General features: G+C 66.3%; 20 protein-coding genes. 8 read left to right on the top strand and 12 right to left on the bottom strand.

Going from position 1 to position 24,852, the window contains the following annotated elements:
* Window positions 1–54 precede the first annotated feature (54 nt).
* The gene (locus tag VF168_11735) at window positions 55–1,455 is read right to left on the bottom strand and encodes a helix-turn-helix domain-containing protein (GenBank protein ID HEX7004845.1); all 1,401 of its coding nucleotides are present in this window, start codon (window positions 1,453–1,455) and stop codon (window positions 55–57) included.
* 528 nt (window positions 1,456–1,983) lie between these two features.
* Here VF168_11735 and VF168_11730 point away from each other — a divergent pair.
* The 3 genes from VF168_11730 (at window position 1,984) to VF168_11720 (ending at window position 3,902) form a co-directional block, all read left to right on the top strand.
* Window positions 1,984–2,463: a hypothetical protein gene (locus VF168_11730; GenBank protein ID HEX7004844.1), complete on the top strand. Its 480-nt coding sequence runs from the start codon at window positions 1,984–1,986 to the stop codon at window positions 2,461–2,463.
* 440 nt (window positions 2,464–2,903) lie between these two features.
* A complete protein-coding gene (locus VF168_11725) occupies window positions 2,904–3,077 on the top strand; it encodes a hypothetical protein (protein ID HEX7004843.1) in 174 nt (57 codons plus the stop codon).
* Window positions 3,078–3,098: 21 nt separating this feature from the next.
* The gene (locus tag VF168_11720; GenBank protein HEX7004842.1) at window positions 3,099–3,902 is read left to right on the top strand and encodes an EAL domain-containing protein; all 804 of its coding nucleotides are present in this window, start codon (window positions 3,099–3,101) and stop codon (window positions 3,900–3,902) included.
* A 30-nt stretch (window positions 3,903–3,932) separates the two neighbouring features.
* Here the strand turns inward: VF168_11720 and VF168_11715 are convergent, their stop codons facing one another.
* The 4 genes from VF168_11715 to VF168_11700 are packed head-to-tail and all read right to left on the bottom strand — an operon-like array spanning window position 3,933 to window position 7,983.
* On the bottom strand, window positions 3,933–5,216 hold the full coding sequence (locus VF168_11715; GenBank protein ID HEX7004841.1) for a thymidine phosphorylase: 1,284 nt from the start codon (window positions 5,214–5,216) through the stop codon (window positions 3,933–3,935).
* A 35-nt stretch (window positions 5,217–5,251) separates the two neighbouring features.
* A complete protein-coding gene (locus VF168_11710; protein HEX7004840.1) occupies window positions 5,252–6,721 on the bottom strand; it encodes a UDP-N-acetylmuramoyl-L-alanyl-D-glutamate--2,6-diaminopimelate ligase in 1,470 nt (489 codons plus the stop codon).
* A gap of 7 nt (window positions 6,722–6,728) precedes the next feature.
* Window positions 6,729–7,379, bottom strand: coding sequence for a deoxynucleoside kinase (locus VF168_11705; protein HEX7004839.1), 651 nt, complete (start codon window positions 7,377–7,379; stop codon window positions 6,729–6,731).
* 1 nt (window position 7,380) lies between these two features.
* Complete coding sequence (locus VF168_11700; protein HEX7004838.1) at window positions 7,381–7,983, bottom strand: deoxynucleoside kinase; 603 nt, start codon at window positions 7,981–7,983, stop codon at window positions 7,381–7,383.
* A gap of 103 nt (window positions 7,984–8,086) precedes the next feature.
* Between VF168_11700 and VF168_11695 the strand changes: the two genes are divergently transcribed.
* Window positions 8,087–9,526, top strand: coding sequence for a hemolysin family protein (locus VF168_11695; GenBank protein ID HEX7004837.1), 1,440 nt, complete (start codon window positions 8,087–8,089; stop codon window positions 9,524–9,526).
* A 117-nt stretch (window positions 9,527–9,643) separates the two neighbouring features.
* On the opposite strand, the gene alr is transcribed toward VF168_11695, so the two are convergent.
* The 4 genes from alr to VF168_11675 all read right to left on the bottom strand — a co-directional run bounded on the left by alr (window position 9,644) and on the right by VF168_11675 (window position 14,680).
* Window positions 9,644–10,729, bottom strand: a complete 1,086-nt coding sequence (gene alr / locus VF168_11690; GenBank protein ID HEX7004836.1) for an alanine racemase — start codon at window positions 10,727–10,729, stop codon at window positions 9,644–9,646.
* Window positions 10,730–10,956: 227 nt separating this feature from the next.
* Window positions 10,957–12,117 (bottom strand): amino acid ABC transporter permease, encoded by a 1,161-nt coding sequence (locus tag VF168_11685; GenBank protein ID HEX7004835.1) that lies wholly within the window; start codon window positions 12,115–12,117, stop codon window positions 10,957–10,959.
* Window positions 12,118–12,288: 171 nt separating this feature from the next.
* Window positions 12,289–13,041 carry a basic amino acid ABC transporter substrate-binding protein gene (locus VF168_11680; GenBank protein HEX7004834.1) on the bottom strand — a complete coding sequence of 251 codons (753 nt, stop codon included), beginning with the start codon at window positions 13,039–13,041 and terminating at the stop codon, window positions 12,289–12,291.
* A gap of 70 nt (window positions 13,042–13,111) precedes the next feature.
* A complete protein-coding gene (locus VF168_11675) occupies window positions 13,112–14,680 on the bottom strand; it encodes an MFS transporter (GenBank protein ID HEX7004833.1) in 1,569 nt (522 codons plus the stop codon).
* 125 nt (window positions 14,681–14,805) lie between these two features.
* Between VF168_11675 and recG the strand changes: the two genes are divergently transcribed.
* The 4 genes from recG (at window position 14,806) to VF168_11655 (ending at window position 21,135) form a co-directional block, all read left to right on the top strand.
* Window positions 14,806–17,268 (top strand): ATP-dependent DNA helicase RecG, encoded by a 2,463-nt coding sequence (recG, locus tag VF168_11670; GenBank protein HEX7004832.1) that lies wholly within the window; start codon window positions 14,806–14,808, stop codon window positions 17,266–17,268.
* Between the two features lie 148 nt (window positions 17,269–17,416).
* Window positions 17,417–18,346, top strand: coding sequence for an LEA type 2 family protein (locus tag VF168_11665; GenBank protein ID HEX7004831.1), 930 nt, complete (start codon window positions 17,417–17,419; stop codon window positions 18,344–18,346).
* 78 nt (window positions 18,347–18,424) lie between these two features.
* Complete coding sequence (serA, locus tag VF168_11660) at window positions 18,425–19,996, top strand: phosphoglycerate dehydrogenase (GenBank protein HEX7004830.1); 1,572 nt, start codon at window positions 18,425–18,427, stop codon at window positions 19,994–19,996.
* Entirely contained in the window at window positions 19,996–21,135 is a 1,140-nt protein-coding gene (locus VF168_11655; protein ID HEX7004829.1) for an alanine--glyoxylate aminotransferase family protein, read from the top strand. Before serA ends, VF168_11655 begins: the two co-directional genes overlap by 1 nt.
* Window positions 21,136–21,201: 66 nt before the next feature.
* Here VF168_11655 and VF168_11650 read toward each other — a convergent pair whose 3' ends face one another.
* The 3 genes from VF168_11650 to VF168_11640 are packed head-to-tail and all read right to left on the bottom strand — an operon-like array spanning window position 21,202 to window position 24,850.
* Window positions 21,202–21,936 (bottom strand): class I SAM-dependent methyltransferase, encoded by a 735-nt coding sequence (locus VF168_11650; GenBank protein HEX7004828.1) that lies wholly within the window; start codon window positions 21,934–21,936, stop codon window positions 21,202–21,204.
* Window positions 21,933–23,603, bottom strand: coding sequence for an ABC transporter ATP-binding protein (locus tag VF168_11645; GenBank protein ID HEX7004827.1), 1,671 nt, complete (start codon window positions 23,601–23,603; stop codon window positions 21,933–21,935). Before VF168_11645 ends, VF168_11650 begins: the two co-directional genes overlap by 4 nt.
* A complete protein-coding gene (locus tag VF168_11640; GenBank protein HEX7004826.1) occupies window positions 23,600–24,850 on the bottom strand; it encodes a hypothetical protein in 1,251 nt (416 codons plus the stop codon). The genes VF168_11645 and VF168_11640 overlap by 4 nt, the downstream gene beginning before the upstream one ends.
* Window positions 24,851–24,852 lie beyond the last annotated feature (2 nt).

The raw sequence follows: 24,852 nt of genomic DNA, 5'->3' as shown, positions 1-24,852 counted from the left end.
CCCGGGGAGCGTCAATAGCCGGTGAGGCAGTGTTGCCGACCGGCAGCAATCAGCTTAGACGGCACCGTACTCCCGCTGCAACGTCTGCACTCGCGCCTTGATCAGCGGGGCCCTGGGGTCGCGCTCGTGCAGGGCCGCCAGGCTCGCCTCCCACACCTCCAGGTCGTCGGGCCACAGGCCGGTCGCCGAATAGAGCACTTCCGAGTCATCGCTCGTGAGCACGCTCTCGCGCAGCGCCTGGTCGAGGTGCTCCCCCAGCTCCCTGATGCCGGGGAGGGTGCTGCGCGGCAGGACGATGCCGTTGGCAAGGGCCACGGCCTCCCGCACCCGCCCCTCTGCGATGTGCTCCTCTACCTGGCGGATGTCGATCGTGTAGGGAACCTCTATTCGGTAGGGGTTGTCACTGATGGGCACCCGTCCGCGGAGGTGACTTACGTGGGAGCGAAGGGTGCCAGGGCTCACCCGGTTGTCGTCGCGCAGCAGGAACGCGTGCAGGCTCTCGTAATCGAGACCCTCGGGATGAAGCGCCAACGCCACGAGGATCTCCCACTGCCGCTTGGTGAGCTCGATCTCGTTCCCTTCGAGCCGTGCGCTCGTACGACCCAGTACCTTCAACTCGAGGACCGATTGTCCCGTGGACCCCAACTGCTTCCATACCTTGTGGAACGCGTCCTGGGGTCCGCTGAAAACGCGAAGAGCGGTCTCGGTGAGTCCCTTGAGCTTCTCGAGGAGGTCGTCTGGGATGTCGTCTATCCCATCAGGTTTAGCGAGCAGGTAGTGGAGCGCGGCGATAGCGCGCTGTTCGAACTCGATCTGGGCTTGCATTAGTGGCCTTAGTGTTTTGCATGCAGACTCTGCATTGTCGAAAGCTTGTGACATGCCAAGTGCGAGTCGAGCTCGCATATCATGCTGCCTTACGATTCCAGCACTCAGAGCCACCGCCTCGGCCGCCACCGACTCCGCCTCTCGAATCTTTCCTAGTTCCAACAAACTGCGAACATGCTCGTAGGCGCGCAGCCCCTTCTGGCTCCGTGAGGCCGTGGCGAGGTTGGCATACGTGTATTCGGCCGCGAGTTCGGCGTTTCCTCTGAGCCTCTCCAGTTCGGCCAGTAGTGTTCGGTAGATGGCTGCTACGCCGGGCAGAAGATTTTCGATGGTCCCGTGCACGTCCTGGACCTGTTCAACGAGGTTCGCGGTGTCTCCAAGCAGGACGCGCGATGCAGCCAGCTCGCCGAACAGTGCAAGTCGCCGCATACCGTCCTTGAGGCCATTCTCGTCGAAGACCTGAAGTCCCCAGCTCGCCCAGGTTCGCATCGCGTGGTAATCGCCTAGATCGTGGAATCGGATAGCCAGGGCATTGGCCGCCCGAGCGCATCCGTAATGGTCACCTTCGAGTTCCGCTTGACTTACGCTTCGCGTAAGGTGATCGATCCCCTCGCCCGGATCGAGATGCATGCGGCCGTATTGCCAGAGAGTAAGTGGTGAGGGCAAAGTGTCGACCGCCCGACGTGCTTCTTCGAGCCCGTCTTGCACAGGGACGAAGGTGGCGTAGCGTGCACGGAGCTCTGGGGCCTCGTTCGTCTGAAGAAATCTTCGGACCGCCGGTAATACGTCAGAAGCAGCGCCGACTTGATGAGCAGCAAGCAACCGCCACTCAAGCGTACGCCCACGCTCGAGTAAATCGTCGGGCAACAAGGACAGCAGTACGTGAAGGCGAGGCAACAGCCCTTTCTGCTGAAACTGAGGACCTGCGAAGTGTAGCAGCTCTTCCACCCGCTCGGGAACGTGTTCAGCGGCGACCTCGAGAGCATCGGTCCAACGTCCGAGGCGCGCGAGGGCCTCCACCACGTCCTCCGGTGCCTCGAAGCGAGATTCGGATTCGGGATAGACCCACTCTCCGGCAAGCGGGATGAGGATCTCGGGCAAGCCTGCGCAGCGATGAACCTCGGCCAGAAAGCTGGTGTACGCTCCGCGCGAGGATGAGTGCAGTCTGGCTACCACCTCGTCGCCGAGTCCATGAGGAGCCAGGGCTCTGGCTTCTCCCAGGCTCAATCGCAGTTCCTCAGTGCCGATCCTCACTGCACCTGGGAGCTCGAATCTGCCGCCTACCAAAAGCCAAACGCCCAGTCCTGGTCGACATGCTTCGCCAACCGCTCTGGCGAAATCCTGGGCCAGGTCCGCATTGGAGGCCACGAGGACGAACGGCGGCAACTGCTCACGCCGCAACGCCAGTGTCCGCAGATGAACCTGATAAGGAAGGGCGTGCTGAAGGAGGTTGCCGGCCAGTGCCTCGTTTACCGCCTCGGCCAGTTGGTTCCCGAGTGCGATGGGGTCCGATGCTTCCGCTGGTCCTACCGCCAGCCAGGCTACAGGGCTGTCCCGCTTCAGTCGCTCTACGAGGAACGGTGCCCCGAAATCCTCGCCCCCGAACAGGATCAGCGCCCGATCAGACGTCGGACATAGTTGGAAGCGATTCTCGAGCCACACGCACCCCTAGTCTATTTCAACGCCTACTCCTTAACGGGATCGGGGTAACTCGAACGTGTTCGTTATCCGAACAGTGGGCGCGACAGCAGCCACCGAGTCAGTTGCTAACGGCGGTTCCCCGGGTGGGTCCGAATGCCGGTCGCCGTTCGGCCCTCACAGCGGCGATCATGGCGGCTACTTCCGCGTCACGTACGATGATGCGGCCTCTGCTGACTTGGAATCGGCGGCTGCCGGCGATGATGCTGCTTGCCTGTTCTCGGGTCATTATTCCCCTTCCATTCCTCTCGATTCGAGTGATCCGAGTTTGGCTCAGGGGTCGTCAAAAAGCCGTTGAAAGGTAGGGGTCCATAAGTTCAACGGGAATTCAACGGGGGTGGTCGTAAGCTCCGATGGACGCAAGCCCCCGGAGGAATACCATGAAGACCATCAGCAGAATGACCCTCGCCAGCATCCGCAACAACGGCCTCAAGCTCGTGCTCGCGCTCATGCTCGCCGGCGGCCCACTGGTCACGCTCGGTCTCGCCCTGACCGACACCGCCACCGTGAACCTGGCTGCTGGCGGACACTCTGACGACGTCGACCCTGGTTGAGCTCGAAGGCCGCCCCCGACCGTGCCTGTCGACAACCCGCATGACGACGATCCCTTCATAGGCCTGACTTTCCAGTACCAGCCGATCCTGGGCGCCGATGGCGCGCGACTACTCGCCTACGAAACGTTGGTGAGACGCTCGCGGAGAGACGGCACTATCGACGGCCCCGATGTGCTCCTTCCGGTCCTGACCGGGCCCGATTGGATCTCGGCGTTCACGCGCTTATCGCTCGAGTTCGCGCTCGCTCGCCTCGACGCCGAGCCCTACCTGCCGGCGCTGTCGGTCAACCTGAGCCCCCGCCAGATGGAACTGGACGTAGTAGGAGAGGTGATCTCCAGGGCGCCGGTATCGATACGGCGAAGGTTGATGATCGAACTCACCGAGGATCCGATAGTCGACCATCCCGGTGTAGCAAACATGTTGCACGGGCTCGCCGTCCTGGGCGTGCGGGTGTTCCTCGACGACGTCACGCTCTGCTCCGCGATGCGCCTGAGCACCCTGCGGCGTGCCGTCCACGGCCTCAAGCTGGACCGCAGTCTCGTTGGCGAGTTCAGCGCGACCAAGCTGTCGGACGAAGCCCGTGCGCTGATCGATATGGCCGACGACAGCGGCCTCCTGCTGGTAGCCGAAGGCATCGAGGACGCGAAACTGCTCCCCCGCCTCGCAGCCAGAGGGATCCCGTTCTTCCAGGGGTTCGCGCTCGGCGAGCCTTGGACCGAACCCAAGGTCGCACGCCGGCGCATCGTCTCACCCGGAAACGTCGCCCTGCTACCCGAACCGGAACTGCTCAGGTCTCTCAGCAGACCCATCAGCAAACTCAACTGAAGCCGACCGAAACTCGGGCGGCCAGGCTGCTCAACCCGGCCCAACTACCTCGATTATCAGAGGTTGCGGTTCGACAGCGTCCCCGACCTCGTAGGCGTTCTTGACGAGTTCGCGTGCTTCGTCCAGCCCGCGTCCGCCCCGGTGGTGCAGTGTCGCCACACGCTCACCCGCTTCTACGCGGTCTCCTACCTTGACGTGCAGCGACACGCCCACACCGGGATCGATCGCTTCGCCTTTGCGGCTTCTGCCACCTCCGAGCAGACCGGCTGCACGGCCGATAGCCAACGCGTCCAGACGGCTCACTATGCCGCCCACCGGCGACTCGACCTCTGCTTCCCCCGGTGCCAGTTCCAGAGCGTCCAGAGAATTTTCATCTCCGCCCTGCGCTTCTATCCAGGAGACGAACCGGTCGTAGGCCCGGCCGTCCTCCAACAAGCCGGCCAACTCCTGCCTGGAGCGTTGCAGTCCCGCCGCCGTCACAACCTGCTCGGCGAGGGTGAGACAGAGTTCGGTGAGATCGGCCGGCCCCTGCCCCCGCAGGCAGCCGATCGCTTCGCGAACCTCTAGCGAGTTCCCGACGGCGTACCCCAGCGGTTGCTCCATCCCCGTCAATACCGCTCGCACGTTCCGGCCGGCATGCTCGCCTATCGAGATCATCATCCGTGCCAACTTCCGGGCGTCCTCGAGAGTGCGGAGGAACGCGCCCTTGCCGACCTTCACGTCGAGAACGATGGCGCCCGCGCCGCCGGCCAGCTTCTTGCTCATGATCGACGACGCGATCAGCGGGAGCGATTCGACAGTACCGGTCGCGTCCCGCAGCGAGTAGAGGAGACCGTCCAGGGGGGCCATCTCCTTCGACTGTCCACTGACGACGACTCCGATGGCGGCTGCCTGGGAGAGGAACTCCTCGTCGCTGAGTTCACTCCGGAAACCGGGGATGCTCTCCAATTTGTCGACCGTGCCGCCAGTGTGCCCCAGACCGCGCCCGCTCATCTTCGCGACGGTCGCGCCGGCCTCGGCCAACAGGGGTGCGAGCACGAGGCTCGTCTTGTCGCCGACCCCGCCGGTCGAGTGCTTGTCGACGGTGTAGGGCAGGGAAGAGAGATCGAGGACGTCGCCGGATTTCGCCATGATCTCGGTGAGGTCCGCGGTTTCCCGCGCGCTCATCCCCTGGAAGCAGACGGCCATGAGCCACGCTGCAACCTGGTAGTCCGCGACGGAGCCGTTCAGGTAACCGTTCAGGAACTCGCTCAGTACGTCTCTGGGGTGACTCTGGCCGCTCCGCTTGGCAAGGATGACGTCTGCAGGGCGCATGCGCGCATCTTAGCCGATGCACCTTCGTCCTCGATTCAGCCCGCCCCGCTCAGATGCCGGCTCGCCTCGGCTGCTTCGTCCCAGGGAAGGACCTCGTTCGCTCGTTCGAGCGAGCTCTCGTGCCCCTTGCCGGCGAGCAGCACCAGGTCCCCCTCCCGGGCTGCGGCTATCGCCGCGGCTATAGCCTCACGCCGGTCGGGCACCCTCTCGAACGAGTGCGGAGTTGCCCCCGCCTCGAGTGCTCCCGCCTCGAGCTCGTCGAGTATCGCCTCGAGGCTCTCGCTCCGATGATCCTCCTCAGTGAAGAAGGTGAAGTCGGAGCCGCGGGCGGCCGCCCTGCCCAACGGACGGCGTTTGCCCGGATCACGCTCACCCGCCGCGCCCACAACCAGGAGGATCCGTCCAGCTACGGCAGGCCGCAGGGCCGCCAGTGCCTTCTCGAGAGCGGGTCCGGTGTGAGCGAAGTCGACGACGACCGCGAACGGCTCCCGTTGGATGATCTGCATGCGCCCGGGCACTCCTCCGAAGTCGGCGAGCCGACGGACGATCGAGTCGAGCGGAACGCCCAAGTGCGAGGCAGCAGCCGCAGCGGCGAGCGCATTATGGACATTGAAACCACCCACCATGGGGAGCAGGGCATGGCAGCGTCCGGCCGGCGAGACGATGGTGAAAGAGAGGCCCATGGACACCTCCTCTATCTCCTCTGCCCGCCAGTCCGCGAGAGGATCGACGCCGTAGGAGATGATCAGCTTCGCCGCCTCGGCGAAAGCTTCGAACTGCTCGTCATCGCGGTTCAGAACGGCGACCGGGGACCGCCGGATCAGGGTCAGCTTGGCCTCGCGGTACGCCTCGAGAGAACCGTGGTAATCGAGGTGTTCCGGACTCAGGTTGGTCCACACCGCCAGGTCGTACTCGACGCCATCGAGACGGTGCATCGCCAGAGCGTGGGAGCTCGACTCGACGACCGCGTGGGTGCAGCCCCGGTCGCGGAAGGCAGCGAGGATGGCCTGAACCTCGCTCGCTTCAGGAGTGGTGAAGTGCCCCTCGAGCGGGAGCAGTTCGGAGCCGGCTCGGATTCCGGCCGTGCTCATCAGGCCACTTCGGAACTCTCCTGCCAGCAGATGATGGAGCAGCGTAGAAACGGTCGTCTTGCCATCGGTACCGGTTACCCCGACGACCTGCAGCGAACGTGATGGGAACCGCTGGAAGGTAGCGGCCAGGCGCGCCAGCGCGACCCGGTCGTCGTCGACCTGCAGGTAGGGGGTGGAGTTCCAGGGGAGGACGGGGCCTGCCTCCTTCATCCCGACGACGGCGATCGCCCCCTGTTCGATCGCCAGCCGGACGTAGCGATGTCCGTCGAACTTCGCGCCTACCCGGGCGACGAAGACGTGGCCAGGCTGTACCTTCCGGTGATCCTGCGACACTCCGGTCACTTTCGTACGCCCTGGAGCCGAGGGTCCCAGCTCGATCCCGAGACCTTCGCGGGCGAGTTCGGCGAGTGTCATCGGCCCATCATCCTCTGCCCACTTGCCCCCTGATCGCCGACACCAGAGGACGGCTGAGCCCGCGTCGCTCCACCAGCTCTATCACGGCCTCGCGATCCGCGTCGCTCCTCACGAAGTCGAGATCGTCGGCGGGCAGCACGAGTAGCTCGGAGAGCTCATAGCCGTCAATCCAACCGCGGTACAGCTCGTTCAGACGCTCCAGGTAGTCGTCTTCGATCCCCGCCTCGTACGCGCGCCCTCGCTGGGCGATGTGGCGTCTGAGGGTCGGAAGCGATGCCTCGAGGTAGATGAGCAGGTCGGGCGGGCGGAGCGCCCTGCTGATGGCCTCGTACATCTGGCGGTAGGAGCGGTAGTCCCGTTCGGAGAGAACCCCATCGGCGTAGAGGTTGTAGGCGAAGATCGCCGCGTCCTCGTAGATCGTGCGGTCCTGGATCACCCGCTGTCCCGGGTTCACCTGGGAGAGGTGTTGCTCCAGCCTCTTCCCCAGGAAGAACATCTGCGAGTGGAACGCGTATCGCTCCATGTCCCGGTAGAAGTCCTCGAGGTAAGGGTTCTCCTCGACCGCCTCGTAGACCGGCGCCAGATCGAAGGTGGACGAAAGCAGCCGGGTGAGCGTCGACTTGCCGGCACCGATGTTGCCGGCTACGGCAACGTACACCTCAGGCAGCCTTCGCGTTCTGCAGGATCGTGTCGAGGAGCAACCGTCGATCGCGTTCACTCGTCACGAAGTCGACCGACTCGGCCTCGACCACCGTGTACGGCCCCATGTATTGGGAGAAGAACTGGTCGTACGCTTCGCCCAGTCGGCGCAGGTAGCTCGCCTCGATCTCCCTCTCGAAGGGACGGCCCCGCAGGGCGATGCGCTCGAGCAGCAGTTCGGGGTCGGCCCGCAGGTAAACGACCAGGTCGGGCGTGGTGAGTCTGGGCCGTAGGTGGGAGTAGAGCTCCCGATAGAGCTCCCATTCGGCGCCCTGGAGGTTGAGAGACGCGAAAATGAAGTCCTTGTCGAAAAGATAGTCGGCGACAGTGTGTCGCTCGAAGAGCGGCTGCTGATCGAGTTGCTGCAACTGACGGAAGCGGGAGAGCAGGAAGAAGGTCTGCGCCTGGAAGGCGTAGCGCTCTGGGGATTCGTAGAAACTCGCGAGGAAGGGGTTCTCTTCTACCACCTCGAGCACCAGCCTGGCGCCCAGGGTCTCGGCCAGAAGCTTGCTGAGGCTGGTCTTGCCGACGCCGATGACCCCCTCGATGACGATGTACGACATTCGGACCTCCACAACCTCGCAAGAGTATAAACCCGCCCGGGGGAACCTCCTCCGGCTCCCGGTCCGAAGCCGAAGAGGCCTTGTGCTACAATCCCTGCAACCGATGGATGACAGCCGAACCGGCCGACAGCGACGCCACTTCTCTGCCTATTACAGGCTGCTTCCGATCCTCTTCCTGATCCCCCTCTTCAGCTTGGTCGTAGCCCAGGACGCCACTGTTCGCAGTTTCGGCATGGGTCAGGTCCTCCTGCTAGTCGTGCTGCTCCTGCTCTCTGCCTTCATGTCAGGGTCGGAGACGGCGCTGACCGCGCTTGGTGAGTGGAAGATCCGGCAGATCCGCGAGGAGGGCAGAGATCCGACGGGGGTCTTCGGACTGCTGGAGCGCGATCCGACCCGCTTCATCACCACCCTGCTCATCGGCAACAACATAGTGAACATCGCCGCTACCGCCCTGGTGACGCAGATAAGCATCGGCCTGTCGCGCTCGCTCGGTTTCTCCGAATCGCTGGCCGTCGGCTACGCAACCGGCGTGATGACTCTGCTGGTGCTGATCTTCGGTGAGATCACGCCGAAGTCGATCGCCGTGCACCACGCCGTGCCGGTCTCCCGGGCGGTGATCCGGCCGGTCTACCTCCTGTCGATCGTGCTCTACCCGATCGGGCTCTTCTTCACCTTCGTCGTCAACGGTATCCTGCGTCTGCTGAGGCTCGAGCCCACCTCGGCGGCATTGATCACCGAGAATGAGCTTCGCCTGATGCTCCGCAGCGCCGAGGAGTCGGGCGTCATCGAGGCCCAGGAGCAGGAGATGATCCGCGGCATCATCGACCTGGAGGAGACGGTCGTTCGCGAGGTGATGACGCCGCGAGTCGACGTGATCGCCATCCCCGAAGGCGCGACCCTGCGGGAACTGCTACAGCTGACGACCGAGCATCGGGTGAGCCGCCTGCCCGTCTACGCCGATACCGTCGACAACATCCGCGGGATCGTCTACGCCCGCGACCTGCTGCCCTACCTGGGTCGTCCCGAAGAGCTCGAGTCGACGACCGTGAGCGACCTGATGACGTCGCCTCACTACGTACCGGAGACGCTCTCGATACTCTCGCTGCTGCGCGACATGCGTATCCGCAAGAACCACATCTCGGTGGTGGTGGATGAGTTCGGTGGCACCGCCGGCGTGGTGACGCTCGAGGACATCATCGAGGAGATCACGGGCGAGATCTACGACGAGACCGACATCGAGGAGGATGAAGACATCGTCGATATGGGCGCGGGACACTACCGGATCCTGGGTTCGGCGCATCTCGAAGAGGTGGCCGGCGAGCTGAAGATAGTGTTCGACGACGACGGCGAGTACGACACTCTGGCCGGCTTCCTCATCTCGGAGTTCGGTTACATCCCGCGGGTCGGCGAATCGCTCGATTACGGCGGAGTCCACTTCACCGTGGACGAGGCCGACGAGCGGCGGGTGCAGCGGGTGCTCGCCCAGGTAGAACCCCCTCAGTCGGACGGGGACGTTCAGGGGCCGGAGGATGGCCCGGAGTAAGAGCGGTTCGCCACGCGCCGCAGTCCCAGCAGAGGGGCGAACGGGTCGCGGACAGCCGGTGGTCCGACCGCTCCGAGGGGCTCCTCGTACGAACAGAGCCGCGGCGTGCAGCTTCCGTCAGCGGTTGTACTCCCGCTTCACCCTCGGGCCTACCGAGGTGAGGATCTCGTACGATACGGTACCGGCCAGGCTTCCCAGCTCAGCTGCAGTGGGCCCCTCTGGCCCGAACAGGGTCACCCGCTCTCCCGGCTGCAGGTCCAGGTCGCCCACGTCGATCATCAGTTGATCCATGCATACCCTGCCGGCCACCTTCACCAGCTCGCCCCTGATCGAGGCCGACGCCCGGTTCCCGACCACTCGCGGGTACCCGTCCGCGTAGCCGATCCGGACCGTCGCGATCGTGGTTTCCCGCTCCGCGGTCCAGCTGCCCCCGTAGGAGAGGCTGGTACCGGCCGGCACGCGCTTGACGAACGTCACCGGTGCCGTCACCGTCATCACCGGCTTCAGGGTCGGTGCGAGGTCGGTCATGACCTCATCGGGAGGGTAACCGTAGAGGGAGATACCGGGCCGACCCATCTCGAAGTGAGCTTCAGGGTAGGCGAGCAAGCCGGCCGAGTTGCAGGCGTGGGCGAGTTCCGGTCGCAAGCCCTCGCGCTGGAGTTCGTCGAGGAACGATGCGAACAGTTCGATCTGCGTGCCGGTGAACGTCCGGTCGAGCTCATCGGCCCGGGCGAAGTGAGTCCACACCCCCTCGAGGATCACGCCCGGCTCACGATCCAGCTGCCGGGCGAGTTCCAGCGCCTCTGCCGGCGGGTGACCGAGCCGGCCCATCCCGGTGTCCACCTTGAGGTGCAGCCTCGCGCCGGATACGCCACTCGCCCGCACCGCCTCGAGCGCCTCGAAGCCGGGAACGGTGAGTGCGACGTCGGCCGCCACCAGTTCCGGGATGCGGTTGAAAACGGGACCGAACAGCAGGATCCGGCCCTCGACCCCGCCCTGGCGCAGCTCGAGCGCCTCTTCGGTCGTCGCCACACCGAACCAGTCGCAGCCGGCTGCCTCCAGCTCCCTGGCGACGGCCACCGCTCCATGCCCGTAGCCGTCGGCCTTGACCGCGGCGAGAACCCGGCATGCCGGCGAGAGGCGACCCCGTAAGAGGTCGAAATTGCTGCGTAGGGCATCGAGGTCGACGTGCGCGACGGGCATGAGCGAGGGTAACGCGCCGGCGGGCCTCAGGTAATCAGTGCGCGCGACCCCCTCCGGAATGTCGCTACAGTTCGATCGCTCCTTCGAGCTCCCACATCGGTCCTTTCGCGATGCGTCGCCCGAACTCGTGGGTCAGTAGACATCGGGCTCCTCTCGCCCGGGGCCAGGCGCTGCAGGTCGTTGGACAGGCGTCTGAGGGAGTGACGTAGATGAGAGCTCAACTCGAGTCAGCGAGCCGCCGACCGGTCGGCACGGCGTTCGATCGTCTTGAGCAGGCTCGATGCCGCGAGGGTGAGGCCGATGTAGAGGAGTGCGACCGAGTTGAAGGCCGGGAAGTACTCGAACGTCTCGGCGGCGAACTCGCGGGTGCGCTGCGTGATCTCGCGCAGCGAGAGGAGCGAGAGCAGTGAAGTGTCCTTGAGCATCGCGATGAACTCGTTACCGAGTGGCGGGATGACTATCCGCAGCGCCTGGGGCAGGACGACGAACCGGGCCGTCTGCCAACCGCTCAGGCCCAACGAGCGCGCCGCCTCGACCTGGCCGCGTGGAACCGCCTGGATGCCCGCTCGGAAGATCTCGGCCATGTAGGCCGCGTAGCCGAGTCCGATGGCGATGATGCCTCGGGTGAGCCGCGATGGCTCGAGAACGCCGTTGCTGATGTCCCTGACCGCACCCTGCACCGGGAATCCTATATAGAGGATGATCACCAGCATCGGGATACCCCGGATCATGTCCACGTACAGTTCGGCGAAGATCGCGAGCGGATGCTTCCCGCTCTGCCAACCCGCGAAGGTGAGCATGACGATTATCGCTGTGAGCACGCTCAGGGCGACGCCGGGGCCCTTGGCCGAAGGTGGAAGGAAACCGGTCTCCCAGAGCACAGGCGCTCCAGCCGGAACCTCCTCCGCCGGCAGGAATGCAGCCCCCACGGTGCCCGATTCGAGCCGGTCGAGAGCCGACTCGGCGTCCAGCACGGCTCTGATGTTGCGCCGCGGGGCTCCCTCTGCATAATCGCCGCGCTGGATGATCTCGCTCTGCTCCTGGGGCGTCCCCTGGATGATCGCGACCAGCCCCTCGTCCTGGCCGACCAGCACGTACTCCACTTGAGGGCGCGTGAGGTAGTAGCTGGCCAGGCCCGCGAGGATGAGGGCGATGAGCAGGTACGTGGGCAGGGTCCAGCGGCCGGACCGGAGGAGCAGCAGGCCAGCGAGACCGAGCCCCAGGACCGCCGCCAGGATGTAGGCGATGACGGTGACCTCTACCGTCGTCCAGATGCCCGGCGCCAGGAACGCGAACGCGGCGCTGTAGTCGTCGACCGTTGCGAAGAGATAGACCGTGAGGGGAAGGGCGATGAGCAGGATCAGGTAGCTGGGGCGGACTTGCCGCAACACACGCCAGCCGTTTTTCCCGGGTGAAGGGGGGTGTGACAACGGTGATCGGCTCCTTCGTTCTGGCGAGTCTAACGCACCACTGCCCCTCCGGTCCCCGACGGCCCAAATGAAGAGGCCCGGGGATCGCCGGGCCTCACTCGTCCAGTAGACTCTCGTCCGGTCAGTCGGTCAGTTGCCGCTCTGGAACCACTCGGCGATCAGTTCATCCAGCGTCCCGTTCGCCTTTATCTCCTCTATCCCGGCGTTGAGGGCATCCACCAGCGGATCCCCCTCCTGCACCGCGAAGCCCAGCTTGTCGCCAGACTCGACCTCACGGATGTTGACCACCAGTTCACCGGCGTACTGCTGCACGAACGCGTCCGCGGTGACATCGTCGATCATCACACCGTCGACGTCGCCGTTGAGGAGCCCCTGGATGGCGGAGTTGAAGTCGTCGTAGAGGCGCACGCGGTCGCGGCCGATGAGGTCCTCGGCGGTAGCGGCGTTGGTGGTACCTGTCTGGGCTCCCAGGAGCAGGTCGCTTCCGTCGGCGGTGAACTCCTCGAGTGTGAGGTCGGCGTCACCAACTCGCACGGTGATCGCCTGGTCCACTTCGAAGTAGGGGATGGTGAAGTCGACTACCCGATCGCGTTCCTCGGTGATGGTCACGCCGGACGCGACCATGTCGAACTCGCCTGCCGCCAGGGCCGGGAAGATCCCGTCCCAGGCGGTGGTCTGGAACTCGGCGACGCAGTTGACGACCTCGCACACGGCGTTCACGACATCGACGTCGAACCCGACGATCTCACCCTGTTCGTTGACCGTTTCGAACGGGGGATAAGTGGTGTCCGAGCCGACGCTCAGTACGCGGCCCTCGAGGTCTGGCGTCTGAGCTACGGCCAGGCCGGCCAGCAGCAGCAGGGCTAGGGTGACTCTCTTCATAGCGGCCTCCAGAGTGAAATGAATTACGGCAAGCTTAGCCGATACCGTGCCAGACGACAAGGTGAACGCCTTAATCGACGGCTCGATGGTCGCTCCCGGGTTCTCCCTCGTCGGTCTCCGAGCCGGCCGGGCGAAGGTCCGCCGATCGCGCGTGATCCGGGCCAGACGCACTGGTGGGCTCCACTCCCGCCTGGTTCCGGCGCCGCCACAGATCCCAGAGGCAGAGGAGGAGCGCTACCGCGATCCCCACCTGGATGACGAGGAGCATGTCGTGGAGGCCTGCGACCTGCAGTTCGGGCGGGGCCGACGTGGCAGCGACGTCATCCGCCGCCAGCGGCATGCCGCCGCCGCGTTCTTGGGGAGCTGCCCGAGCCGCCACCCTACCCGCCCAGATGCTGCCGAGCAGCGCGATGCCGGCAGTCTGCCCTAGTGCCCGGGTGAGCGCCAGCAATCCTCCGGCGACCCCCGACTGCCCCTTGGGCGCTGAACCCATGATCGCGCTGTTGTTGGGCGTCTGGAACGTGCCCATGCCCAGGCCGAGGGGAAGGAACCGCAGCACGAAGCCCAGGGCGGTGCTCTCCTGCGTGAGGGTTCCCACCAGGAGGTAGCCCACCAGGATGAAGGCGAGGCCGATGACGGTGATGGGCCGCTCGCCGAATCGGTCTGCCAGCCAGCCGGCCACCGGGGCCGTGATGACGAGCAGGATCGGTGTCACCGACATCAACAGACCCACTCGAGCGGGCGCGTAACCGAGGACGTTCTCCAGGTAGAAGGGCATGAGGAATATCGTCCCGGCGATCGAGACGAAGGTGATGAAGCCCGAGGTGAGTCCGACCGTGAGGGTGGCGTTGGCGAAGAGTTCGAGGGTGAGAAGTGGTTGCCTGACGTGCCGCTCGAGCCACAGGAAGGCGACGAGAGTGGCCGTGCAGAGGCCGAAGAGGCCGAGGACGAGGGGGTCCGCGAAGCCCAGGGACTGGCCCAGGGTCAGCCCCAGGGAGAGTGCCAGGAGGCAGACGAACAGGAGGGCGGCTCCACCCAGATCGAAGCGCTGCCTTTCACCACGCGGGTAGGAAGGCACGTAGTGCGCCGCCAACGCGACCCCGACCAGTCCGACGGGAACGCCGGCGAAGAACACCCATGGCCAGCCGAAGGCGTCCACGAGGAATCCGCCTAGGGTAGGGCCGATTACGATACCGCTGGACAGAACCGCGCCGGTTACGCCGATCGCCCGGCCCCGTTCGCTCGCCGGGAAGATATCGGTGACGATAGCCAGACCTATCGAGGTGAGGATCGCCGAGCCCACCCCCTGCAGCGCCCGCAGGAGGATCAGCATCCCGATCGAGCCAGCGAGTCCGCAGAGCAGGGAGCCCAAGAGGTAGACGAAGAAGCCGACGATGAAGATCGCCTTCTTGCCGAGCATGTCGGCGAGCCGACCGATGATGGGCAAGAGGGCGCTGGTAGAGAGCAGGTAGGCGAGTACCACCCACTGCACCACCGGGAAGGTGGTGTCGAAGGTGACTACCAGGGTGGGCAAGGCGACGTTCACTCCGGTCGCCATCACCGTTGAGGCGAAGGCCCCGAGCGCCGCCGCGACGAGCACGAACCAGCGCCGGGCGTCCGTCTCCAGGCCCAGGCTCACGACCTTCTCTTCCGAAGCGGAACGGCTGGGAAGCGCGGCGCCACCCGTCCATGAGACCACAACTGGTCGCGTCGCAGGTTCGAGCGCCGACCGCCGCGCCGCTGCCGCAGGCGGTAGACTCACCTGTGGCCAGCGTCGGCGAACTGCGCGAGCGGCTGCGCAGGCCGCTCCTCGTGGAACTGCGCAACGGCTGCGAAGACTCCACCGTCGTGGGTGGGCTCGAGAAGTTGGTGGCCACGGTAGGCAAGCCGTTCGCCGACATCAACGAGGTGATCCGCGGCTACTCCGAGCTAGAACCGGCGGAACGGCAGCAACGAGTGACACGCGCTCTCGAGCTCCTCGAGGAGAGGGGGAGACAGTCTGCGGCGAACGGCTCCGGGCCTCAACGGTCGCGCTCGGGCGGCGCAGGTTCATCTCGGCCGCGACAACCCCGGGTAGCGGATCGTTCACCAGGCGGCGCGGGCGCTCGCGCCACCGGCCTTGAACCAGCGCTCGCAGCCGCGCCAAAGGCTCAGGCTCCGGCAAGCGGGTTCCCCGCCGACCGACTCGACAGCGAGCTCGATCGCTCCGTACTCGATCTGGGGGCGCAGGCGGCCAAGAAACTTGGCGCCCTGGGCATCACTACCTACCGGAACCTGCTCTTCCACCTCCCCAGACGCTACGAGGACCGCCGCTCCCTCCCCGGCTTCTCAGCCCTGACGGACGAGTCGCAGGCCACCGTCACAGGTACCGTACTGAGCCGGAAGGGGAGCCGCAGCCGCCGAGGCATGGCGCTGCTGCGCGCCTCGCTCGAGGACGCGACCGGCGAGAAGTTGACTGCCGTCTGGTTCAACCAGCCGTGGCTCGAGAAGCAGATCTTCCCGGGCCAGCGCCTCATCGTTACCGGCAAGGTCAAGGTGCGGGGCCGCCAACGAGAACTCGCAGTTCAACACATGGAGATCGACGACGACAGCGAGTCGCTTTCGAGCGGGCGAATCGTGGCGATCTACCCCTCCACCCAGGGGTTGTCACAGGCTTACATCCGGCGAGCCGAGTACCGCCTGCTCTCGGCCCTCGCTACCGTTCCCGACCACTTGCCGCGCAGCATCCTCGAGCGCTTCGACCTGGTGCCTTTCGACACTGCCCTGCGCGAGATCCACTTCCCCTCCTCCGAAGCGGAGCTCGGACGGGCAACCCGGAGACTGAAGTTCGATGAGTTCCTCTTCCTCGAACTACGGGTACTGCTCAACCGGGATGCCGATGTCGAGGGGAAACGGATAGGCGCCGGCGAAGCGGTCGAGGCGTTCGAGAAGGCGCTGCCGTTCGACTTCACGACGGCACAGAGGAGCGCTCTCGACGAGATCCTGGCCGACATGGGCAGCGGCAGGCAGATGGCCCGCTTGCTTCAGGGTGACGTAGGGTCGGGGAAGACAGCGGTGGCGGCAGCTGCGATAGCAGCGACCGCGGCCGCCGGCTACCAGGCCGCGCTGATGGCCCCCACCGAGATCCTCGCGCGGCAACACTTCATCAACCTGCGCCAATACCTCTTCCCCCTGGGGATAAGCTGCGAGCTCCTGCTGGGAACGATGACGGCTTCGCAGAGGCGTGGCGCCAGAGAGCGGCTAGCCTCGGGCGCGGCCGTGCTGGCCGTTGGAACCCACGCGCTCATCCAGGAGGGGGTCGAGTTCCGGCGGCTGGGACTTGCCGTCATCGACGAGGAGCACCGGTTCGGGGTGGAACAGCGTCGAAAGCTGCTGAGGAGCGAACCGCACGTGCTCGTGATGAGCGCAACTCCCATTCCGCGATCGCTCGCGCTCACCTACTACGGCGATCTCGAGCTCTCGGTCATCGACCAGCTCCCGCCGGGAAGGAAGCCGGTAACCACGAGGCTGTTCGACGCGAAGCGGCGCCGCGAGGTCTACCACATGGTCACCGACGAGATCCGCAAGGGGCGCCAAGCGTTCCTGGTGACGCCACTCATCGAGGAGAGCGACGCGCTCGAGGAGATCGTCTCGACCACGCAGATGTTCGAGGAACTGCAGCAACTGCTACCGGAAGACGTCCGGCTCGAGATGCTCCACGGGCGAATGTCCGGCCAGGAGAAGGACGAGGTCATGGAGCGGTTCCGGCGGCACGAGTTCGATCTGCTCGTGTCCACCACCGTGATCGAAGTTGGTGTCGACATCCCGAACGCGACCCTCATGGTCATCGAGAACGCCGAACGGTTCGGCCTCTCACAGCTACACCAGTTGCGAGGTCGCGTGGGACGTGGTGAGCACGAGAGCCTGTGCATCCTGGTAGCGGGCGATCGCTCCCGTAAGACCCAGAAACGCCTCGAGGTGGTGGTCAGGAGCAGCGACGGTTTCGTGATCGCCGAGAAAGACCTCGAGCTGCGCGGACCCGGCGAGCTGCGCGGCACCCGCCAGTCCGGCCTTCCCGACCTGATGCTGGGCGACCTCGTCAACGACGTGGATCTCATCGAGAGCTCGCGCGACCTGGCTAAACGGATGCTCGAGGCCGATCCGCACCTAAACGCACCCTGGGCGAAGCGACTGAAGGAGGAGCTGCAGCGTCGCACCCGGGCGATCGGCTTCCGACAGGTCATCTGAGGCAGCCCCCGGGCGATCGGGGCAGGCCGTCCGACGCGGCGCCCCCGAGACAGGTTCCGGTAGATCAACGGACGCTTCGCACCCGGGTCCGCCCGGACGCGCCCGACCGAACGAATCTCCCGCACCGGCCTTCTGCTATGCTCGGAGCGTGCACAGCAGGACCGGAATCGCCGTCTGTCTCGCTCTGCTCTTGCTTCTCGCCGGTTGCGTGCCCAGGAGTGAAATCCGCAGCGCCGAGCGCATCGGTGAGATATCGATGCCGGAGTTCAGGCTGGTCCAGGGCCAGACGAGCATCGAGCGCTTCGACCCGCCGGGTGCCGGTGGCGTCGTGGCCCTGACCGTAGGAACCAGCGTCTTCAACCCCAACCCCTTCCCGGTGAAGGTCACTTACATCGATTACACGATCTCGCTCGAAGGGCGCCAGGTCACCCGCGGCTCCCTCGAACCCGAGATGTTCCTCTCTGCCGGTGGTACCGCGCCGCTCCGTTTCGACATCGAGTCGGCTCTGCAGAACAGGCCCGAGCTCCTGCGCGAAGTCGTCACCGCCTTCACCGGCGAACCGCTCGAGTTCGCTATCGAGGGGCGGTTGATCTTCAACTCTCTGGCCTACGAGTTCCGCACCAACAACAGGTTGCTCGTCGAAGGCGGTCTGCTTCCCAACGAGACTGTGGAGGCGCCCAGTCTCCGTCTCGACGAAGCCGAGAGCCAGGCCTACCTGCTCAGTCCCGACGTTCCCGTCGTACGCCTCGTTCTGAACGTGACCAACCCTGGCGACATCGGCTACTTCCTCTATGGGAAGGATCTTCAGCTTTCCCTGGGCGGTCACCCGGTCGCGACCGATGACCTCCCGCTGGTGCCGCTCCCTGGCGGCGGCTCCTCCCGGGTAGACGTCATCTTCTACCCCGAGCGGGACGAGCTATCGGCAGAGGCGAGAGCTGCCCTCGAAGCCGCTCTTGCCGGGATTCCCACCTCGGTCGAGGTCACGGGAAGACTCTCGATGGACGTATTGGGAGTCGATGCGTTCAACGTGCCGGATGGTTGGAGCGTCACCGGGTTCGTCCACTCGAACCAGGGCTGAGGCAACTCGGGCGAACGGACGCGCTGCGTTTCGCCGCGCCCCAGAAGCTGCGCCAGGGCCGTGATATCGTCCGCTGGTATGTTCAGGATCCTGGTCACCGATACCATCCAGCTGGGCGCTTACGAGTACCCCGACATCGAAGTCGACTACCGCGAGGGGATCGAACGCTCCGAGCTGCTGGAGATAGTGGCCACCTACGACGGCCTGATCACCCGCTCGAGAACTCAGGTCGATGCGGAGCTGCTCGATAGGGCGACGAAGCTCAGGGTGGTGGGCCGGGGCGGCGTAGGTGTCGACAACATCGACCTCGACGCCGCCAGCCGCAAGGGGATCCTCGTCCTCAACGCCCCCGAAGCCAACAACGTTTCGGCCGCCGAGCTCGCCATCGCCCTCATGCTGGCCGCCGCGCGCGGGGTGACGAGGTCCGACAGGCTCATCCGTTCGGGCACCTGGGACCGCAAGTTCCTGGGCCGCGAGGTGAAAGACGCCCGCCTTGGGATCGTTGGCCTGGGCCGCATCGGCTCGCTGGTGAGCAAACGGGCCCAGGGCCTTGGGATGCACGTGGCGGCCTACGATCCATACGTGTCGAGGCGGCGGGCCGAGGAGCTCAAGGTCGAGCTGTACGACGACCTGCCGAAGATGCTCGAGCGCTCCGACTTCCTGACCGTTCACACCCCGCTCACGGAGGAGACTGACGGGATGATCGGGGAGGCCGAACTCGGCCTGCTCCCCGACGGCGCGATCGTGGTGAACGCAGCCCGGGGCGGGATCATCCAGGAGGAGGCGCTGGTGGGTGCCCTCGCCAGTGGCAAACTGTTCGCTGCCGGCCTCGATGTCTACACCCTCGAGCCGCCGCGGACGGACCATCCTCTGCTGCAACACGAGAACGTCGTGCTGACCGCGCACTTAGGAGCCAACACCGCCGAGGCGCAGGCGCGAGTGGGCGTGGAGATCCTGGAGCGCACCGCGATGGCGCTGCGTGGCGACTACTCCCGCGGAGTCGTGAACGCGCCCGCGCTCGCTCCCGAGGTGATGGAAGCGCTGGGTAGCTACCTAGAGCTGGGGGAGGCGCTCGGGCGCATGGTCTCACAGCTCGCACACGGGAGAGTCAGGGGCCTCGAGATCGAGTTCTCGGGAACCTTCCCCCGCGATCCCGATCCGATCGCGGTGGCCGTGACCAAGGGCTTCCTCGAACCCATCCTCGACGAGCCGCCGAACTACGTGAACGCGCCGTCGATCGCGAAGGACCGAGACATCCGGGTGTCGCGGGTGACCGCGGCACGAGGTCGGGGCTACACCAGCCACGTGATGGTATCGGCGGTCACCGACGAGGGGCGGCCCTCGGTCGGAGGCACCATCCTCGGTGACAGGCCGAGGATCGTCAGCATCGAGAACTATCCGATCGAGATCAGGCCCGAAGGAACGATGCTCATCTGCACCAACTACGACCGGCCCGGCGCCGTCGGCCGCGTGGGCACGGTGCTGGGCGAGGCGGGCGTCAACATCTCGGGCATGCAGCTCTCCAGGGTGAACGGCAACGGCCTCGCCATGTTCGCTCTCACCCTCGACGACGCCCCGCCTGAGAACGTCCTCGACGTGCTGCGGAACATGACCGACGTGATCAGGAGCCTGCGGATGGTGCGCCTGTGATGAAGGAGCGGCTCCTCGCCCCGGGCCCCGTGGCGGTACCGCCGCCGGTTCTCGAAGCCATGGCGCAGCCGGTCTTCATGCACCGCGGCGAGCGCTTCCGCTCGCTGCTGCTCCGCGTCCGCGAGCGGCTGGCCGAGCTCGCCTGCGTGCCCGGAGAGGAGGTGCTGGTCATCACGGGTTCCGGCACCGCCGCGTTCGAAGCGGTGCTGCTGGCGACCGTGCCCGCCGGCTCGAAGATAGTGAGCGTGCAGGCAGGCAAGTTCGGCGAGCGCTGGGGCCAGATGGCCGAGCGTTTCGGCTACCTCGTGGTGCCCCTCCGCTTCCCCTGGGGCCGGGCCGCAGACCCGGAGGTGCTCGCCCGCGAACTCGAGCGCCACCCCGACGCGGCTGCCGTCACGACGACCCACTCCGAGACGTCGACCGGAGTGCTTCACGACGTCGAGGCGCTCGCGATTACGGTCAGGCGCGCTGCGCCCGATGCGCTCGTGCTGGTCGATGCGGTGACCTCGCTCGCGGCAAGTGAACTGCGACCGCTCGATTGGGGGCTCGACGCGATCGTTTCCGGTTCGCAGAAGGGGTTGATGACCCCGCCAGGACTCGGTGTCGCCTGGCTGTCCGAACGCGCCTGGCGCTCAGGCGAGCGTTCCCGCCCACCGAGCTACTACCTCGATCTCCACAAGGAGCGACGCAGCCAGGCCAGAGGGGAGACGGCCTACACCCCCGCGGTGAACCTGGTGGCCGGCCTCGACGCTGCCCTGGGGATGTTGCTCGACGAGGGCGTGGAGCAGGTATGGAGCCGGCGAACGAGACTGAACGAGGCGGTGCTCGCCGGCGGGGAGGCGATCGGCCTCATCCCCTACGCCCAGAGGGTGAGCCCGGCGGTCGCCGCGCTGGCCGTGCCGACCGGCATCGCCGCGCCCGACGTCGTCGCCGCGCTTCGCCACCGCGGGATAACGATCTCCGGCGGGCAGGACGAGGCGAAACCGGTCCTGCTGCGCCCTTCTGTGTTGGGCTGGGCCGACGAGTTCGACGCGATCACGATCGTCGCCGCTCTGGAGCAGGCGTTGCGCGAGCTCGGCCGCCAGGTACCACCGGGTGCAGGTGTCGGTGCGGCGATGAGGGTGCTCGAGGCAGCCTGACCAGCCGGCCCGGATTCGACCAGTTGCACGCACGACGGGGCCCACGGCAACCGAAGGTCACCGGGGTCAGATGCGTGCCACCCCTACCAGGTGCCTGGAGTCGGGCCGAAGTGGGGTACGGTCGAACCCCCCGAACAGCTCGAGGCGCGTGAAGCCCGCATGGCGCAGAGCGCGGGTGATCTCGAAGCGGGTGTAGTAACGCTGGCTAAGTGTGGCAGTTCGGCGCCGCAACAACCCGTCCTCGCCCACTGTGTCGAGCAGGTATCGGGATTGGATCGTCTGGGAGAGAGGGTCGTGCTCCTGCACCAGTAGCAGCTCCGCCTGCTCCCCGGCCACATCGGCCCATTCCGCTTCGCTCCTCAACACTCCGAGTTGCCCGAAGTCGGGGAGGAAGAGGTCGAAAGCGAAAGCGCCCCCGGGCTCCAGATGGCTCCTGAGCCGGCCCAGGGCCCGGTCCTGGTCGTCGAGGGTGTGAAGATGCATGAGCGTATTGAAAGCGGCTACGACCAGCGGGAAGCGCGCCTCGAGCTCGAAGTCGCGCATGTCGCCCTGCTCGAGGCGTAGTTCCACGCCCTCCCGGGCCGCGTTCTGCCGGCCTCGCTCGAGCATCTGCGGTGAGGAGTCGATGCCGACTACCTCGTGCCCCGCCCTGGCCAGCGCGATGCAGAGTCGACCGGTGCCCGCCCCCACCTCGAGGACCGGCCCGCCGTGATCGGCGGCCAGGCGAAGGTAGTGGGGGATGTCGTCCCGGTAACGCCGGTACTGTTCGTCGTAGAGGTCGGCCGCGTCGTAGATGCTCACCTCTCCGCCACCCTCTGCACGGCCACGCCCTCCTCGAGGCGACCGGCCGCGATCCGCCAGACCCGGTCCGCTGCCAGCGTGAGAGCGGGCCGGTGGGTCACCGCGACTACGAGACGCTCACGCGCCTGCAGCCGCAACAGCTCGACCAGCCCGGCTTCGCTTGCTTCGTCGAGGTTCGAGGTCGGTTCATCGAGCAGGATCACCGGCGGGTCCCCCAGGAGGGCCCGGGCGATAGCGAGCCGCTGGCGCTGTCCCCCCGAGAGGCCGCCACCATCCTCGCTCAGCCGGTAGTCGAGCCCCCCTGCCTGTCTGATCGTCTCTGCCAACCCTACCCCCTCGAGCGCCGTCCACGACTCCTCGTCGGGCGCGCTACGGCCCAGCGCCAGGTTGTCGCGGACCGTCCCGCGCAGCAGTTCGTGCCCTTGGGGAACGTAAGCGATAGCCTCGCGCAACTTCGGCTCCGGCCAGCGGGCGAGGGGGAGGCCCGCCAACAGCACCTCGCCGTGGCGGGGCCGCAGGAAGCCCAGCAGGGTGCGGAGGAGCGTCGTCTTGCCTGCCCCACTCTCACCCACGATCACCGCAAGCCCGACGCCATCGAGCGAGAGGTCGACGCCGTTAAGCACCGCCTCCTTGGCCGGACCCACCGTCACCCCCTTCAACTCGAGACGCACCATCCCGGGAGTTAGCTCCGGCGGTGACAGGGGAGACTCGGGTGCGGAACCGACCTCGTTCGGCTCGAGCAACGCTCCGAGCCGTTTCGCCGCCGCGGCCGCCTGCTGAGCCATGGCAACGCTCTTGGGCAGCAGTTGGGCCGGGGTGGCGAGGAGGGCCACCAGGGTGATGAACGAGACTATCTGCCCGACGGTCATCTCGCCGCGCGCCGCCGCTCTGGCGAGGATGGCCACCAGGACGCCCAGCGCGACGAAGGCAAGCACCTGGGTGGTCGGGATCTGGGCGGCAGCCAGGAAACTCCGGCGCGACATCGCAGCGGCGGTGCGCTCGTTGGCCTCGCGGAAGCGGCCGAGGATGAAATGGGTCGCTCCGAAGGCCCGCAAGGTTTCGTGATGGCGGAAGCCCTCCTGCAGGTGCCCGCCGATCTCCTCCGTGCCGGCCTGGGAGCGGGTCGCCGCTGCGCCCAGGCGCCTCCCGAGGGCGCGCAAGGCGAAGGCCAGCGGCAGGCAGAGGAGCAACAGCAGCCCGGTGGCGACGAGGTTGGTCGCCGCCAGTACGGCGACGATGGCGAGCACGGCGACGCTCTCGGCCACGAGGCTGCCCAAGCCGTACTGCTGGAAGACCTCGACCTCTCGGAGGTCGTGGAGGATCCTCGAAGCGAGCCCGCCGCTGGTACCCGGCAGTTCGCCGGGCCGCCTCCCAAGGAGGCGGCGATAGAGGCCCTCGCGCCAACGGCGGGCGAGCGAGGCGGCGGTGTGGCCGAGCAGGGCGTCCTGAGCCCAGAGCGCCAGGCTTCCGCCGACGACCAGGATCGCTGCCGTCATCAGGAGCGGTGCCAGCGCTTCGAGGCTCCCCTGGCCCACTACCCTGTCGATGAGCGGCGTCACGAAGAGGGGGATGACGGCGACTCGGAGGACGGCGTTGACGACGGCCGCGGCCAGTCCGGCTATCGAGCTGACTGTCCTGGGCAGCAGGAGGCCGGGAAGATCCCTCAAGCCGCGCCGCGCTCCCTCGTTGCGCCAGAAGTGGTGGCGGCGAGGTCCGCACCTGGGCCCGCTACCACCCGGTCTACGATCCGCGCGGCGGCGCCTGGTCGCGGCATCGTAGCGAGGAGGCGCTCACGGCGAGCTCGCAGGTCCGCCTCGTCGGCGAGTAGGTCGGCCACTCGCCGGGCGATACTCTGCGGATCTATCTGGCCTCGCACTTCGACCATCAGCTCCTCGCCGCTCAGCTGGTTGGGCAGGGAGACGGGGTATGAGAGTCGCTCGACGAAGAGCCGAACGGCACGCCGCTTGAGGGGGACGCCTACCAGCGGCAGGAGGGAGAGCCAGTGCCCCGGCCCCTCCAGAGGGATGACCTCGGGACGATTGAGCGGTAGGACGACCACCGCAGGCACTCCCGCGATACCAAGCTCGAGCGTGTTCGTGCCAGGGATGGTGACGGCGAGGTCGGCGCTCGCCATGTGCCGGTAGCGTTCCTCCTGGGCAACGAGTTCGATGACTGCTCCCCCCGGGCCAACGACCCTGTCCCCGTCACGCTCGCCACCCACGCCGTGCAGGGTAGCCCGTTCGGTCCCGGCGACACCGGCGGCGATGGTCTCTTCCTCGAGCATGCGCGACACCGGCCAGACGAAGCGGGCCGTTGGGAAGCTTGCCTTGAGCTCGTCCGCCAGGGCGATCATGAAGGGGATGAGGTGGACAGCGAAGCCGTCGCGACTCCCGGGAAGGAGCAGGATGTGCGGTTCGCCGCGCGACTCGAGCGGCTCGCTCTTCGAGACCGCGTCGGCGACGAGGTTGCCCACGACTTCGAGCTTGCCGGCCGGTGCGCCCAGCAGCCGCGCCTTGCGGTAGGCCCGCTCGTCGTGCACGAATAGGGTATCGAGTTTGCGGTGCCAGTACGGTACGAACGAGTAGCGGAAAGCCGGCGCCCCCAGCCTCTCTGCCAGCCGCACCGCCATGCCGACGCTGCCGCCCATGCTTATCACCGATTCAACTCGCCCCCCGAATTCCTCGGGAACCCGGCCGCCGGCGGCCAACCTGAGGTATTGGGCTGGGGTGGTGACGCCGTCGGGGCCGAAGCCTCGGGCCGCCTCGCTCTCTCCGCCTCCGGCGAACTGGCAGGGTATGAGGCTGATGACGACGCGTTTCTCCGGGTACCGGGAGCGCAGCTCGGTGAGCACCGGGCGAACCCAGGTGTGCAATTCCCCGGGCCCGTTGCTCACCAGGACGATCGTCCCGGCCACCC

Source organism: Trueperaceae bacterium, assembly GCA_036381595.1.
Taxonomy (GTDB): Bacteria; Deinococcota; Deinococci; order Deinococcales; family Trueperaceae; genus DASVCN01.
Note: the sequence above shows the minus strand (reverse complement) of the source record. Positions and strands in the feature narration are given on the sequence as shown.